19 protein-coding genes and 2 pseudogenes are annotated in these 13,252 nt (G+C 70.9%); 10 read left to right on the top strand and 11 right to left on the bottom strand.

All coding sequences use genetic code 11. The annotated features are described in order from the left end of the window. Positions 1–151 (top strand): annotated as a pseudogene (locus NQ160_RS09630) (NAD-dependent epimerase/dehydratase family protein); the annotation flags it as partial. Positions 152–159: 8 nt separating this feature from the next. Here NQ160_RS09630 and NQ160_RS09625 read toward each other — a convergent pair. After that, entirely contained in the window at positions 160–459 is a 300-nt protein-coding gene (locus NQ160_RS09625; protein ID WP_257515012.1) for a metal-sensitive transcriptional regulator, read from the bottom strand. A gap of 110 nt (positions 460–569) precedes the next feature. Here NQ160_RS09625 and NQ160_RS09620 point away from each other — a divergent pair, with 110 nt between their 5' ends. After that, entirely contained in the window at positions 570–755 is a 186-nt protein-coding gene (locus NQ160_RS09620; RefSeq protein ID WP_257515011.1) for a hypothetical protein, read from the top strand. Between the two features lie 269 nt (positions 756–1,024). Here the strand turns inward: NQ160_RS09620 and NQ160_RS09615 are convergent, their stop codons facing one another. After that, positions 1,025–1,684, bottom strand: a complete 660-nt coding sequence (locus NQ160_RS09615) for a DUF6226 family protein (protein ID WP_257515010.1) — start codon at positions 1,682–1,684, stop codon at positions 1,025–1,027. Then, a complete protein-coding gene (locus NQ160_RS09610) occupies positions 1,681–1,896 on the bottom strand; it encodes a hypothetical protein (protein ID WP_306852970.1) in 216 nt (71 codons plus the stop codon). The genes NQ160_RS09615 and NQ160_RS09610 overlap by 4 nt, the downstream gene beginning before the upstream one ends. Before the next feature lie 117 nt (positions 1,897–2,013). Between NQ160_RS09610 and NQ160_RS09605 the strand changes: the two genes are divergently transcribed. Then, positions 2,014–2,202 (top strand): hypothetical protein, encoded by a 189-nt coding sequence (locus NQ160_RS09605; protein WP_257515008.1) that lies wholly within the window; start codon positions 2,014–2,016, stop codon positions 2,200–2,202. Between the two features lie 14 nt (positions 2,203–2,216). Here the strand turns inward: NQ160_RS09605 and arfB are convergent, their stop codons facing one another. Continuing rightward, positions 2,217–2,654, bottom strand: coding sequence for an alternative ribosome rescue aminoacyl-tRNA hydrolase ArfB (gene arfB / locus NQ160_RS09600; RefSeq protein WP_257515007.1), 438 nt, complete (start codon positions 2,652–2,654; stop codon positions 2,217–2,219). On the opposite strand from arfB, the gene NQ160_RS09595 reads away from it, so the two are divergent. From NQ160_RS09595 to NQ160_RS09580, 4 genes and pseudogenes are all read left to right on the top strand, one after another. Beyond that, entirely contained in the window at positions 2,653–3,126 is a 474-nt protein-coding gene (locus tag NQ160_RS09595) for a nuclear transport factor 2 family protein (RefSeq protein ID WP_257515006.1), read from the top strand. The genes arfB and NQ160_RS09595 overlap by 2 nt on opposite strands. 9 nt (positions 3,127–3,135) lie before the next feature. Then, positions 3,136–4,083 (top strand): ABC transporter ATP-binding protein, encoded by a 948-nt coding sequence (locus NQ160_RS09590; RefSeq protein ID WP_257515005.1) that lies wholly within the window; start codon positions 3,136–3,138, stop codon positions 4,081–4,083. A gap of 96 nt (positions 4,084–4,179) precedes the next feature. Further along, positions 4,180–4,905 (top strand): annotated as a pseudogene (locus NQ160_RS09585) (ABC transporter permease); the annotation flags it as partial. After that, complete coding sequence (locus NQ160_RS09580) at positions 4,902–5,465, top strand: TetR/AcrR family transcriptional regulator (RefSeq protein WP_257515003.1); 564 nt, start codon at positions 4,902–4,904, stop codon at positions 5,463–5,465. The pseudogene NQ160_RS09585 and the gene NQ160_RS09580, both read left to right, overlap by 4 nt. Before the next feature lie 237 nt (positions 5,466–5,702). On the opposite strand, the gene NQ160_RS09575 is transcribed toward NQ160_RS09580, so the two are convergent. Continuing rightward, positions 5,703–8,261, bottom strand: a complete 2,559-nt coding sequence (locus NQ160_RS09575) for an excinuclease ABC subunit UvrA (RefSeq protein ID WP_257515001.1) — start codon at positions 8,259–8,261, stop codon at positions 5,703–5,705. A 52-nt stretch (positions 8,262–8,313) separates the two neighbouring features. Then, a complete protein-coding gene (locus tag NQ160_RS09570; RefSeq protein WP_257515000.1) occupies positions 8,314–8,706 on the bottom strand; it encodes an ester cyclase in 393 nt (130 codons plus the stop codon). A 168-nt stretch (positions 8,707–8,874) separates the two neighbouring features. Here NQ160_RS09570 and NQ160_RS09565 point away from each other — a divergent pair, with 168 nt between their 5' ends. Beyond that, positions 8,875–9,039, top strand: a complete 165-nt coding sequence (locus NQ160_RS09565) for a hypothetical protein (RefSeq protein WP_257514999.1) — start codon at positions 8,875–8,877, stop codon at positions 9,037–9,039. A 100-nt stretch (positions 9,040–9,139) separates the two neighbouring features. Then, positions 9,140–9,301, top strand: a complete 162-nt coding sequence (locus NQ160_RS09560) for a helix-hairpin-helix domain-containing protein (RefSeq protein ID WP_257514998.1) — start codon at positions 9,140–9,142, stop codon at positions 9,299–9,301. Between the two features lie 7 nt (positions 9,302–9,308). On the opposite strand, the gene NQ160_RS09555 is transcribed toward NQ160_RS09560, so the two are convergent. The 5 genes from NQ160_RS09555 to NQ160_RS09535 form a co-directional block, all read right to left on the bottom strand. Next, entirely contained in the window at positions 9,309–9,980 is a 672-nt protein-coding gene (locus NQ160_RS09555) for a VOC family protein (RefSeq protein ID WP_257514997.1), read from the bottom strand. Positions 9,981–10,334: 354 nt separating this feature from the next. Continuing rightward, positions 10,335–11,030: a hypothetical protein gene (locus NQ160_RS09550; protein WP_257514995.1), complete on the bottom strand. Its 696-nt coding sequence runs from the start codon at positions 11,028–11,030 to the stop codon at positions 10,335–10,337. 7 nt (positions 11,031–11,037) lie between these two features. Next, positions 11,038–11,622 (bottom strand): small multidrug efflux protein, encoded by a 585-nt coding sequence (locus tag NQ160_RS09545; protein WP_257514994.1) that lies wholly within the window; start codon positions 11,620–11,622, stop codon positions 11,038–11,040. Between the two features lie 52 nt (positions 11,623–11,674). Continuing rightward, the gene (locus NQ160_RS09540; protein ID WP_257514993.1) at positions 11,675–12,445 is read right to left on the bottom strand and encodes a MerR family transcriptional regulator; all 771 of its coding nucleotides are present in this window, start codon (positions 12,443–12,445) and stop codon (positions 11,675–11,677) included. A 9-nt stretch (positions 12,446–12,454) separates the two neighbouring features. Further along, a complete protein-coding gene (locus NQ160_RS09535; protein ID WP_257514991.1) occupies positions 12,455–12,643 on the bottom strand; it encodes a hypothetical protein in 189 nt (62 codons plus the stop codon). Positions 12,644–12,803: 160 nt separating this feature from the next. Here NQ160_RS09535 and NQ160_RS09530 point away from each other — a divergent pair. Beyond that, the coding region (locus NQ160_RS09530) for an ATP-binding protein (protein WP_257514989.1) at positions 12,804–13,252 on the top strand (449 nt) is incomplete at its 3' end.

The following is a 13,252-nucleotide window of genomic DNA, read 5'->3' as shown; positions in this document are numbered from 1 at the left end:
GCCGCCCATGACGCGGTTCCTGGCCGAGCAGCTGTCGACCGCGCACTGGTTCGACCAGCGCGAGACCCGCCGGGCGCTCGCGTGGGCGCCGTCGGTGAGCATCGATGAGGGGCTGCGGCGGCTCGCGACGCACGCGGCGGCGACCGCCTGACGCCGCCGTCAGGCCAGCGAGAGGAAGAGCTTCTCCAGCTCCTCGGGGTTCGAGCTACCCTCGGCGTCGGGGTCGTTCAGGCACTCCTTGAGCGCGGTGGAGATCACGAGGAACCCGGCGCGGTCGAGCGCCTTCGACACGGCCGAGAGCTGCTGCACGATCTCGCGGCACGAGGCGTCGGACTCGACGGCGGCGATCACTGCGGCCAGCTGACCATGCGCGCGGCGCAGCCGGTTGGCGATCTTGCGCTGCGCCTCGGGGTCGTGGACGACGACGGCCGCGGTGGCGGTGGCGGTGGAGTCAGTCATGGGGAGCCTTCCTCGGGGCGGCCGATTTGACATCCACAATACCCCACGGGGTATGTTTGAGATACCCCAGGGGGTATAGCCCTCCCCCTCGAACGAAGGAACAACACGACATGTGTCGAGCAGTGAACTGCCGCGTCTGCGGCAAGACGACCTGGGCCGGCTGCGGCCAGCACGTGCAGAGCGTGAAGCGCAGCGTGCCGGCATCGGATTGGTGCAACGGCTCGCACACCGCGGACCAGATCGCGGCGTCGAAGGCCCAGCGCGGCGGCTTCTTCGCCCGCCTGTTCGGCCGCTGATCCCACCCATCCCCAGCCCGAAAGAAAAGACACCACCATGTGCGCACGCGTCACCTGCCCCCGCTGCCTGAAGCCGACCTGGGACGGTTGCGGCAACCACATCGAAGAAGCCCTCGCCGGGGTCGCCCCCGCCGACCGCTGCAGCTGCTGACTCCTACCGACGTCACCGACCTCGGCTCGGTGTCGCAGGCCTCCGACGCGACGGGTCTCCCCATCGTGCGCTGATCACGCGACACGCGTCGACGACGGTCGAAGGCCCGTTCGCGGCGTCAGCCGGCGAACGGGCCTTCGCCGTCCAGAAACGGCCACGGCGCCCATAGCGCGTCGCGCGGCAGGAGCGGCGCCGCGACGAGCAGGCGGTCGGCGGGATAGTCCTCGGCACGCCCCGATCCCGAAGACGATGCGATGCCCGGCTCGTCGAGCGAGAAGTACACCGGCAGCTCGCGCCGCCGATCGATCCCCTCGGCGAACCCGCCCTCGACCACGGTGCGCACCGTCCACTCCATCTCATCCGCGCCCCGCTCCCACGTCTCGTCGCAGGCGTCGCACCCGCACACCGGGAACGGAAAATCGTGCAGCAGCCCCGCGTGCAGGATCACTCCGGGAAAGGCCGTGAACACGAAGGTGAGGACCGCGGCATCCTCATCGCGCGGCGTCACCCGCACCGCCCGCGTCACCGATGCCGGGAGGCGCAGCAGATCCGACGATGCCGCGGGATCCTCGACGACGGCCACATCGAAGGTCTCTGCGAGCCACGCGATGAGGGCGTCGGCCACGACCTGCAGCGGCGCGAAACGCTCCAGGTTACTCACGACGGAGTAGGAATCCGACGGCGGCGACTGCGCCCACCGGTTGCCGTAGGCGATCGGGCGCCCGGTGTCATCGGTGAAGGTCCGCGGCGCAACGCTGGGCCGCACGTAGTCGGTCATTCCCGAACGGTACCGCGCGAGGGGCGTGGCGTCATCCGTTCACTCGGCACCCTGTCGGTGCCCGTGACGTCGATGCCCCAGATCACTCCGAACGCGTCGGTGAGCACGCCGAAGCCGGGACTCCACGGCGGCGCCGCAAGCGGCTCGACGATCGATGCGCCGGCGGCGAGCGCCGTCCAGTATCCCTGCTCGTCGAGCGTCTCTCCCCGCACCGACAGGAAGAAGGGCTGGCGTTTCGCGCGCTGCCGGCCGCGACGCCGGTACCGCCGGCGGCACCGAGGGTTGCCGAAGGGCGACGCCGCTCAGTACCGTGCGGGGAAGGAGGCACCGTGTCCAACAGCGATGAACAGATCCTGCCCGGTTCCGAGCTGGATCTCGCCCTGCAGCGGGCGCTCGACGCGGCGAATCTCCGCGCCGGTGGCGCCACCGAGGTGACCATGGCCCACGTCGCCCACGACGAGGAACCGTCGGCTGTCGACGTCGGCGGTGTCGGCGGCGCAGGGGCCGACGGCGACTAACCCCCTTGGCGCCTTCAGTCCTCGGGCCGGCGGCGCAGTCGCTTGACGTCGGTGCGCTGCTTCTTCGCGGTCAGGCGCCGCTCCTTCGCGCCCCGGGTCGGCTTCGTCGCACGGCGGGATGGCGCCGGTGGGCGCAGTGCGTCGGCGACGAGCGCCGCCAGCCGTTCGCGCGCGGCGTCGCGGTTGCGCACCTGGGCGCGATGCTCGGATGCCGTGATGGTCAGCACTCCCCCGATCAGACGACCCGACAGCCGCTGGAGGATCCGCTCGCGCTGATGCGGGGTCAGGGATGCCGAGCCGGCGGCATCCCATACCAGCTCCACCCGCGAGTCTGTGGTGTTCACGCCCTGCCCACCGGGTCCAGAGGAGCGTGAGAACCGCCAGGTCAGCTCCGACTCCGCGATCGTCAGCCCGGGCGTGACGCGCAATCCGGGTCGATAGGCGGCGGGCATGGGTTCATTCTGGCGTCTCCGGGGCACCCCCGGGACGACCGTCGTCATCGCCGCTACCGTGGGGCGCATGATGGCTCAGGGCAACGCACTTCTGACATCCGCCCGCGCCGCCGAAGAGGCGATGCTGACTCCTGAGCTCCGGCGCGATCCGAAGCGGGTGCGGGAACTGCTGCACCCGGACTTCGTCGAGGTGGGCCGGTCCGGCCGGCGCTGGTCTCGCGACGATATCGTGATGGCCCTCGCCCACGAGCACCCCCTCCCGGTCGTGACCGACGAGTGGGAGGCAGTGGAGCTCGCACCGGACCTGGCACTGGTCACCTACACGATCACCGGACCCGGGCAGCCGAGCCGGCATTCGTCCGTGTGGATGCAATCCGACGGACGCGTACGGCTGCGGTTCCATCAGGGAACGTTCGTCGCGCAGGAGGATGACGCGGCGGCGCGCGACACCGCCCTACCGATCGGTAGGTAGACTGATTGCGTGACCTCGCCTTCCGCTGTCCTCCTCACCCGCCTGACCAAGCAATACGGCGAGCGCGCCGTGCTCTCCGACATCGAACTCACCGTGCCGCTGCGCAGCCGCACCATGGTGCTCGGTCACAACGGCGCCGGTAAATCCACCCTGCTCGAGATCATCGCGACGCTGCGCACCCCCACCTCGGGCACCGTCCATATCGCCGGCCTCGACGCGCGCACGCATCTGCGGGAGGTGCGCCGGCTGATCGGCCTCACCCCGCAGGCGAACGCCCTAGACCCTCTCTCCACGCCGCTCGAAGCGCTGCGGTTCCACGGTGCTGTGCTCGGGCTGGGGCGCCGCGAGACGACCCGCCGCGCGGACGAACTGCTGCAGCTGCTCGGCCTGGCGGAGAACGGCACCACCCGCATCAGCACGCTCTCGGCGGGAACCCGCCGCAAGGTCGACCTGGCCCTCACCCTGCTCGCCGAACCGCGCATCGTCATCCTCGACGAGCCGACGACGGGGCTCGACCCGGTGAGCCGACTGGACTTCTGGGCCGAGCTCACCCGGCTTAGCGACGCGGGTCACACGCTCATCATCTCCACGCAGGACCTGCACGAGGCGGACGTGCTCGCCACCGGCATCGTGGTGCTGCGCGAGGGGCGCGTCGTCGCGCACGACTCCTCCGCCGCCCTCAAGCACCGCGTCGGCGAGCGCACCCTCACGCTGGAGTTCGCTGCGCCGGCAGAGGCGCAGCGTCTGCTGTCGAGCCTGAGCACGCCCTTCATCGCAGACCCGACCGACGAGCGCAGGGTGCGGCTCGCGCTCACCACTGGGGCGGATGCCGCGGCCGGCATGCCCGCGCTCAACACAGCCCTGACGGAGCTCGCCGGCTTCGCCGGCTCCCCCACCGCGCTCAGTATGAGCGAACCGTCGCTCGACGATGTCTTCCTTGCCCTCGCCGCCCGCTGACCCCCCTGAGAGAATCACCATGACCTCGTCACTCGCCTCCCCGCTGCCGGCGTCACTGTACGGTCCGCACTCGCCGTCTATGCCGCGGCCGTCGCCCGCTCCACGCGCGCCATCGTGCGCTCGCCCGCCCTGCTCATCTCCCCGCTCGCCCAGTCGCTGTTCTTCCTCATCGTCTACGCCGGGCAGCTCGGGACCGTCGGTGACGGTTATCTCGGGAGCGGCGGGTTCATCGCGTTCCTGCTGCCGCTGATCCTGCTCACGGGCGCCGCGACGGGCGCCGGGGCCGCCGGCACCCTCGTGCTCCGCGACCTCGACACCGGCTACCTCGACCGGCTGCGCCTGGCACACGGTTCGAACGCACCCTTCCTCGCGGGCGCCGTGGTCGCCGCGCTCGCGACGGTGATGCTGCAGACGGCCGTCACCATCGCCGGGGCGGCGGCCATCGGGTACCGCCCGCACAGCACTCTCGGCGTGGCCGCGATGGCCGGCCTGCTCACGGCGCTGGCGCTGGGCATCGCGCTGCTCAGCATCGCGGTGGCGATCCGCACCCGGTCCGCGGCCAGCACGGGACTGGTTCCCCTCGCCGTCTTCGGGCTGTCGTTCTTCACCGGCGTCTTCGCCCCCGTCGACGAGCTCACCCCCTGGATGCGGACGATCGCCACGGTCAACCCGCTCACCTACGTCATCGACGCCGCACGTCAGCTCGAACGCGCAGCCACGGTCACCGCGCTGCCGATCGCGCTGGCGGCGCTGGTTACGCTGATCCTCGCGGGGATCGCCTCTTGCGCCCTCGCATCCGCACACGCTCGGAGAAACCGATGACCCCCGATCCCGGAACCCGCGACCTGATCCTGAATGCTTTCGCGCAGCAGCTCGCGACCGCCGGCTACCCCGGTGTCTCGCTCGCCGGCGTCGCGGCGACCGCCGGCATCCAAAAGGCGTCCATGTACCACCACTTTCCCGGCGGCAAGGAGCAGATGTACGCCGAGGTCGCCCTGCGGTACAGCGATGATCTGGGCGCCCGTGTAACGCAGGCCATCGCGGCACCCGGGGGATTCGAGGGGAAGCTGATCGCCCTCGCTGCAGCATCCGCCGACCAGCACGCCGGGGCCGTGTCGTTCGAGCAGCGCATCTACGATGCACTCGACCACGTCTCGGAGTCGACCCGCACCGAGGTCATGCGGCGCTATGCCGCGTCGATCCTGGACCCGGTCGTCGCGTTGTTCTCCCGCGCCGTGGACGACGGCGACGTGACGGGCAGTCCGGGCTTTCTCATGAACGCGTTCCTGCATCTCTGCCGCGCCGGCGACGGCAGCGACGGGGACTACGCGCGTCGCGTCGTGGAGCTGTTCCTGCACGGCGCGGCGCCGAGCGCCAGCTGACGCGACCCCCGGTCTGGCCCGGCATCCTCAGCCCGCTGGCGTGGGCGGACGATGAACCACGCAGACCTCGGCCTCGACGCAGACGCCGACCCGAATCGCGTCCGCGAGCTGCTGTATCCGGACTTCCGCGCGCCGGCTGCAGATCGCTGAGGCTGTGGGCGAGGCGACCCGGCCTCCGCCGCGCTCGTTGGAGTGGCAGCTGGTGCGGCATCCGCCTCGGTGTAGCCGGTCGTGAGGTTAGCTGCGGCGGGCGAGCACCTCCCGCAGATACCGCCCGGTGACGCTGTCGGCGCTGTGGGCGATCTGCTCGGGGGTGCCGCTCACGGTGATGCGTCCGCCGCGCACGCCGCCGCCCGGACCCATGTCGATCACGAAGTCGGCGTTGGCGATCATGTCGAGGTCGTGCTCGATGAAGACGACGGTCGCGCCGTTGTCGACCAGCCGCTGCAGCACGCCGAGCAGCACCCGCACGTCGAGCGGGTGCAGACCGATGCTCGGTTCGTCCAGAACGAACAGCGCGTCATGCTGATCGCGGCCGAGTTCGGTGGCCAGCTTCAGTCGCTGGGCCTCGCCTCCCGAGAGCCCCGGGGTCGCCTCACCGAGCGCGAGGTAGCCGAGGCCCAGGTCGACGAGGGTCTGCAGGCGGGAGCGGACGTTCTTCAGATCGTCGGTGTGCTCGATGGCCTGGGCGACCGTGCAGCCGAGCAGCTGCGGCAGCGTGAGCCCGTCGCCCTCGCTGCTTCCCTGTGGGATGCGGCCCATCGCATCGGCCGCAGGCGCGTACCGGGAGCCGTTGCAGTCGGGGCAGACGATGTCGACGTCGGGCAGGAACTGCACATCGAGCTGGATCTGTCCGGTCCCGTCGCAGGTGGGGCAGCGCAGGCTGCCGGTGTTGTACGAGAAGTCACCGGCCGTGAGGCCCCGCTCCTTCGCCGCAGGGGTCGCGGCATACGCGCGCCGCAGGTCGTCGAGCACGCCGCTGTACGTGGCGACGGTCGAGCGCACGTTGATGCCGATGGGCGACGCGTCCACGACGTTGACACGCGTGATGCCGTCCGGCTCGATCATCCGGATGTGTTCGGGCAGCGGCCGGTTCGCCGCGTGCGCGATCAGCGCCGGCACCAGGCTCTCGAGCACCAGCGTGGTCTTCCCCGAACCGGAGACGCCCGTCACAGCGGTGAGACGGCCCCGCGGGATGCGGAGGTCGAGGGCGTGCACGGTGTGCAGAGGCGCGGTCTGCAGGCGGATGCCGCCGAGCGACGCGAACACCTCGGCCTCGCCGGGTCGGCAGCGGACGAGGATGTCCTCGCGGTCGGCGAGGAACCCGCCGAGGAGCGACGTTGTGCTCTGCTCCAGGGCCTCGAGGGTCCCTTCGGCGATGATGGTGCCGCCGTCTCGTCCGGAGCCGGGGCCGATCTCGATGAACCAGTCCGCGTGGCGCAGCAGCTGCACATCATGGTCGACCACGACGACCGAGTTGCCGTCGGCCAAGAGGCTCTCGATGACGGCGAGCAGACCGTCGACGTTGGCGGGATGCAGCCCGATCGAGGGTTCGTCCAGCACGTAGAGCACGCCCGTGGTGCGGCTGCGCACCGCGCGCGACAGCGCGACCCGTTGCCGTTCGCCGGTCGACAGCGTGGAGGACGCACGGTCGAGCGTGAGGTAGCCCAGCCCGAGTTCGATCAGTCGCTGGGCGGTGTCGACGAACTGGCCGACGATGCTCTGCGCCATCGGCACCATCGGCTCGGGCATGGTGGCGGGGATCGTCGGCACCCACCCGGCCAGGTCGTCGAGGGTCTTGGCCGTGGCCTCGGCGAGGTTGATGCCCTCGACCAGGCTGGAGCGGGCCTGCTCGTTCAGGCGGGTGCCGTGGCACTCGGGGCAGGTCTGCACGCTGAGGAACCTGTCCACACGCTCGAGCCCCTTCGTGGTGGTGGCCTTCTTCACAGCCTCTTCCACCGACTGGCGGGCGTTGCGGTAACTGGCGTTCAGTTCGAAGAGCTTGCCGTTCTTCGCCGGGTACAGGATGACCCGCTTGACCGGCGGCCCCTCGAAAACGACGCGCCGCTCCTCCGGCGTCAGCTCAGAGAACGGCACATCGGTGCGCACCCCGAGTTCCGCGGCGACCTTCCGCATCGCCGCGAGTCCGAACATCGACCACGGCGCGACCGCACCCTCGTCGATGGTCCGGGAGGGATCGGGCACGAGGGCGTCGTCGTCGACCTCTCGCACCGACCCGGTGCCGGCGCAGCGCGGGCAGGCGCCCTCGCTGTTGAACGCGAACGACTCCGCGCTCGGCGGCCCGAACACCGCGCCGCACTCCGGGCAGGTCAGCGGCAGGTCCAGCGCGACGTTCATCGTCGGCTCCAGGTGGTGCCCGTTGGGACACCGGTGGCATCCCAACCGCGAGAACAGCAGCCGCAGGGTGTTGAGCAGCTCCGTGGACGTGCCGAACGTGCTGCGCACTCCGGGGATGCCGGGCCGCTGCCGCAACGCGAGCGCCGCGGGCACGTGCTCGACACTGTCGACCGCCGCGTGCGCCGCCTGAGTCAGCCGCCGGCGCGTGTAGGTGGACAGGGCCTCCAGATACCGCCTCGACCCCTCGGCGTACAGCACGCCGAGAGCGAGCGACGACTTGCCCGAACCCGAGACGCCCGCGATCGCGACGAAATTACCCAGCGGCACGGTGACGTCGATGTTCTTCAGATTGTGAACTCGGGCGCCGCGCACGGTGATGGCGTTCGGAGCCCGAGCCGCCGCTTCGGGTGTCTTGCTGTCCGACGGGGGGTGCGTCACGGCCACACGGTAGCAACGGGGTCCGCGGGCGTCGAGGCCGCCTGGTGCCGATTCACTCCCCGCGCAGCTGGGCGAGCAGTTCGGTGTCACCGCTGCCCGCGGCCTCGACGATCCGCCCGTTGGCCACGCGGTAGAAGGCGAACTCCGCCACGTTGACGTGACGACGCGTCGCCGCGATGCCCCGGAAGGCGCCCTGGTGGGTGCCGCTGCCGCGCAGGTGCGCGGCGACGCGGTCGTCTTCGACGACGAGCTGGATGCGGCGCCAGCGCCAGTCCGGAAAGGCGTGGAAGAGATCGGCGAGATCCTCGATCCACGCGTCGGCCCCTCCCGGAAGGTGTGCTCGACGCACCGCCGGGTCGAGGAACGACCGGATGGCCTTGAGGTCGTGGCGATTGAGCGCGTCGACGTAGTCCGCGAACCACTCGTGCAGCTCCCACGACTCCATCCGTCCATTATCGAGGGGGATGCCGACGGGCAGCCGGTCGCGCGTCACCCGAGCAGCGGTCGCAGCGCCTCCACGAACGGATGCAGCCGCCGTGCCATGACCGTGTCGAGCGGCTCGCTCACCTCGGGGGCAGCGGCCCAGTCTGAGGTCACACGCTCACCGATGGCCATGAGCACCACCGAGATCTTCGAGGTGACCGACGACATCGTCGAGAACCACGAGAAGTACGCCAAGATCATCAGCCACCGGTTCCCGTTCGAGCAGACGCTCGAGGCACTCGAACTCGCGGCCACGCCCGGCGCGGCGGACAAGGTGACCGTCGTCTTCGACTGACACCGCGCACTGAGCGGCGGCCCGTCTCTGCGATCCGCAAGGCGGGCCGCCGTCATCCGGCAGGTGCCCGCCGGGCCCCGTCGGGGATAGGGTCCACCGCATGGACCTCCCGAAGATCGGCGAACCCGCAGGCCGTGCCCTGGCGCAGGCTCAGATCCGCACGATGGACGATGTGCGACGCGTGGGTCTGGATCACATCGCGACGCTTCACGGAGTGGGCCCGAAGGCCATCGAGCTGCTGCGGGAGGCACTGGCGGACTGACCCACCCTCACCCGGAGGTGTCGGTCCACGACGCGATGTCGACGCCGTGGTTGTCCGGGGAGGCCAGCGACCACCACGCCGGCGCCTGGGTGTCATCGACCAGGCGGCCACCTGCGGCGAGCGCGGCATCCACCCGCGCCTGCGCCTGATCGGCGGGAACGAAGACGTCGAAGTGCGTGCGCCCGCGCGCCGGGGTGTCCCCGGTGATCGGATTGAACGCCAGCTGCGGGCCGCAGCGCAGGGGGTCGATGGCATCCGTCTCGCCGAGCGGCTCGTAGCCGAGCGCCGCCAGGAAGAACGGCCGCACGTCGACCTGCGAGTGCTGTGCCACGTAGATGCCGACCGACTGGGCCAGCGCCGGGTCGGCGATCAGTCCCCGTTCGGCGGCGGCGAGCGAGACCGCGGCGGCGAACTGGGCAGCGGCCGCGGGAATGCCCTGCTGCGTGCGGTCGGGCACGCGCACGACGACGCCTTCGGGCCGCAGGTCGACATCGGGCAGGATGCCGAAGCGTTCGGCCGCGGCGACGATCGGGCCGATGAGCTCGGCAGCCTGCGCCAGCGACGTCGCGGTGAAGACGGCGTGCGGTCCGGACTCGGTGACCCGCCACTCCGCGACGTCGGGGGCACGGTGGAACTCCGCAGCGGAAATGCCCGCCGGCGCGTTCGTCGACTCGTCCATCGCAAGACCCCTTCTGCAGCATCCGGCGCCGTCGTCGCGGACGGGAACCTGGCGGGCATCACGGTACTCGCGGAGGCGGGCGAGCGATACGCCGGAGGCGGACAGGGATGCCCTCACTGGAGGCGGCTGCGCCTGCCTCGATGGCGTAGGGAGCCCGGTCAGCCCGGCTGTCCGTCAACCACCACCGCGCCCTCGAGCCCGGCGGTGACGAGGTGCGTCAGATCGACCGAGAAGATCGGCCGCACATCGATGTCGCTCGGCTGAGGCAGGGGCATGTCATCCCTCCGTGGAACCGCCGCACGGTGACCGGGCACCACCGCGCGCGACGACGGCACCAGCGAGCCGCCGCCCGGCCTATTCATCGCCATCGAACAGCCCTCCGTCGAGGATGCGGTTGTAGCGCAGCCGCAGCGCGCGTTCCGTGCTGGCCGCGAGGCCTGCCACGACGAGCGAGATGTTCAGCCACGCCGGCAGCCGGATGGGACTGACGAATGTGCCGATCCGCTCCGCGATCAGCGGGAACTGCGTGACGGTCTCGATGAGCTGCGGCACCGCGAGGGCCAGAGCCACGACGAGCACGATCAGCGAGGCGGCGCTGATCGCGTGGCTGAGCGCCGGGGCGGTCCGATCCAGCCGTGCGCGCCGGCCCTCAGCGGACGCCGGGTCGGGGGTCAGCTGCCGTGCGGAGCCGTCGTACGCGACGTAGTGCGCGCGGCGCAGCCCGAAGCCGCTGGTCACGACCTCGATGCGCCCGCCCGACACCGGGAATGCCCCCGGAAGCCGCGACCGGCCGGCATGGCGCCCGTCGCGGTAGAGGTCGGCCCACACCACGCCGTCGTCGTCTCCCCCGTGCCGCACGTCGACCGACCACGTCTGGAGTCGACCGCCGGGATCGATGAGGCGGAGATGAAAAAGGGAGCGCGCGAAGGACTGCCACCAGCGATAAGGCGGCAGCGGGTGTCCGTCGCCGGCGGCGGAATGGCCAGAGGGGCGGCGCTTACCGCTCCAGGCCATTCCGCCGTCCAGCGGCTCGTCGGATTGCGAAGCCATCGCCGCGTCACACCCCCACGACGTAGGTGAGGGCGAGCCAGAACCCGACCGTGGTCACCGTCGTCCAGAGGACGATAGCGACGGCCTGCCAGAGCAGCACCCACCTCCGCGAGGTCCCGGCGGCGACGAGCATCGCCGAGGTGAACTGGGTCGGGATCGCGAGGGGTCCAAGAATGCTCGCACCCGGCACGCCGAAGCGAACGAGCCACGTCATGACGCGCTGGCGCCCCTTCGACTCGGGCTTGGCGGATGCCGGCGGCACGATGACCGCGGCATCCCCATCGTCCTCGAGAGTCGAGAGAGACGAGGTGCCCGCGCTCGCGCCGACCCGCGCTGTGCTGCGGGCGACGACGGCGGTGCGTGCCCGCGAGGTGAGCAGCACGATGATGAGCACGGTGAGGAAGTTGCCCGCAACCGCGGCGGCTGCCGCAGCGAGCGGGTGCATTCCGCCGACCATGCCGATCACCGACCCCACCTCGCCCTCGACCATGGGGATCGCGGCGGCGAGCGCGACGATGAGGGGTTTGACGAGAGCGGGCACCTGAGTGGCGAGCTCTTGCAGGTTGAGGATGAGTTCTTGCACGAAGTTCATGGCATTTCCTTTTTCTGTTGTGGTGGGCGGAGGGTAAGGAGATCACCTGTTGTCAGAACAGGGTCAAGTCGTCGGGGTGGGCGCTCGCCCGCACGCGCTCCTGCGCGAGCAGGCCGGCGCGGGTGAGCACGTCGATCTGGGCGGGGTTGTAGAGCTCCGCCACCGCTTCGACGAACGTCTGATGCGTCACGCGGGCGCCGCGGGTGCCGCGGGAGACGCGTGCGGCAGGGTCGGTGAGCCATGGGTAGTCGATGAGGTTGCGGGCCAGGGTGGGCGCGAGCCGCTCGGCGAGCCGCTGGCGGGTCGCCTCGTCGGCCTCGGCCGGCAGGGCGCTGACCTCATCGCCGACGGCGCCGGACTCGGCATCCACTTCGACCATGCGGCGCAGGTCCGCCAGCGCGTCGTCGTCGTAGAGCCGCGTGTAGATGTGGATGATCGAACGGTCCGCCTCGGACAGGTGCGCCGCGACCGACGCGAATCCGGCGGGGGCGTCGGCCGGCGCGTCGTCGCGAAGGATCGCCGCGATGTCGGCGCGCGCCTGCTGCAGGCGCGCGATGTTCGCCGCCAGTTCCGCATCCACCGCGCGCAGCGCGTCGGGCGCGTTCTCGTCGCCCGCTCCCACCGGGCCCACCTGCGCCAGCGGCACGCCCAGCTGCGCCAGGCGGCGGATGCGCAGCAGGCGCACCAGGTGGCGCACTCCGTACTGCTTGTAGCCGTTGTAGCGGCGATCGGGCTCGTCGAGCAGTCCGAGCCGGTGATAGTGCCGGATGGTGTTGACGGTCGTGCCCGCCAGGTCGGCGAGCTCGCGGGTGCTCCACGCCATCGGATGCTCCTAGCGCGGGATGCCGGCGCGTGCGCCCAGCAGGATGCCGGCGAGGGCTGCGGCCAGGCTGACGGCAACCGCGTCATGCGTGTCGGCGTCGTCCCGCGCCAGAGGTGCGCGGGTCAGGCTGCCGGGCGTCGGTGCGGTGGGCGGTCGGACGACGGCGCCGACCTCCGCCGCGGGTGATGAGGTGCTCATCGGGGTCCCTTTCCTTGGATGGTCCCGTCAGGCTCGCACCGGCGCCTCCACCGTCGCGTCGGTAGCCGTCCCTACACGAAAACTCCGCGGACCGCGACCGCATTTGTTCGCGTCGGTGACAATCACCTAGTACGGTGGCGAACACCCGAAGGGAGCCCCAGTGACGCATCTTCTCGGCCGGCACGCCGAGCGCGAAGCGGTCGAAAAGCTCCTCACCCGGGCACGAAGCGGGCACAGCGGAGCGCTCGTGGTGCGCGGCGAGGCCGGCATCGGAAAGACCGCGCTGCTTCAGCACGCGCGCGCCGACGCGCAATCCGCGGGGTTCCGGGTGGAGATCTCGGTCGGTGTGGAGTCGGAGTCGCAGTTCGCGTTCGCCGGCCTGCACCAGTTGTGCGCGTCGCTGCTGCATCACGCGAGCACCCTGCCCGAACCGCAGCAGACCGCGCTGGGGGTGGCGTTGGGACAGCAGGCGGGCGATCCCCCTGACCGTTTTCTCGTCGGGCTCGCGACCCTCAACCTGCTGGCCGAAGTGGCCGAGGAGCGGCCGCTGCTGTGCCTCGTCGACGATGCGCAGTGGCTCGACGATGCCTCCGCGCAGGTGCTCGCGTT

The sequence above is a fragment of the Microbacterium sp. zg.Y909 genome (assembly GCF_024626565.1).
The sequence above is the reverse complement of the archived record's forward strand: the minus strand, read 5'-3'. Positions and strand labels throughout refer to the sequence as shown.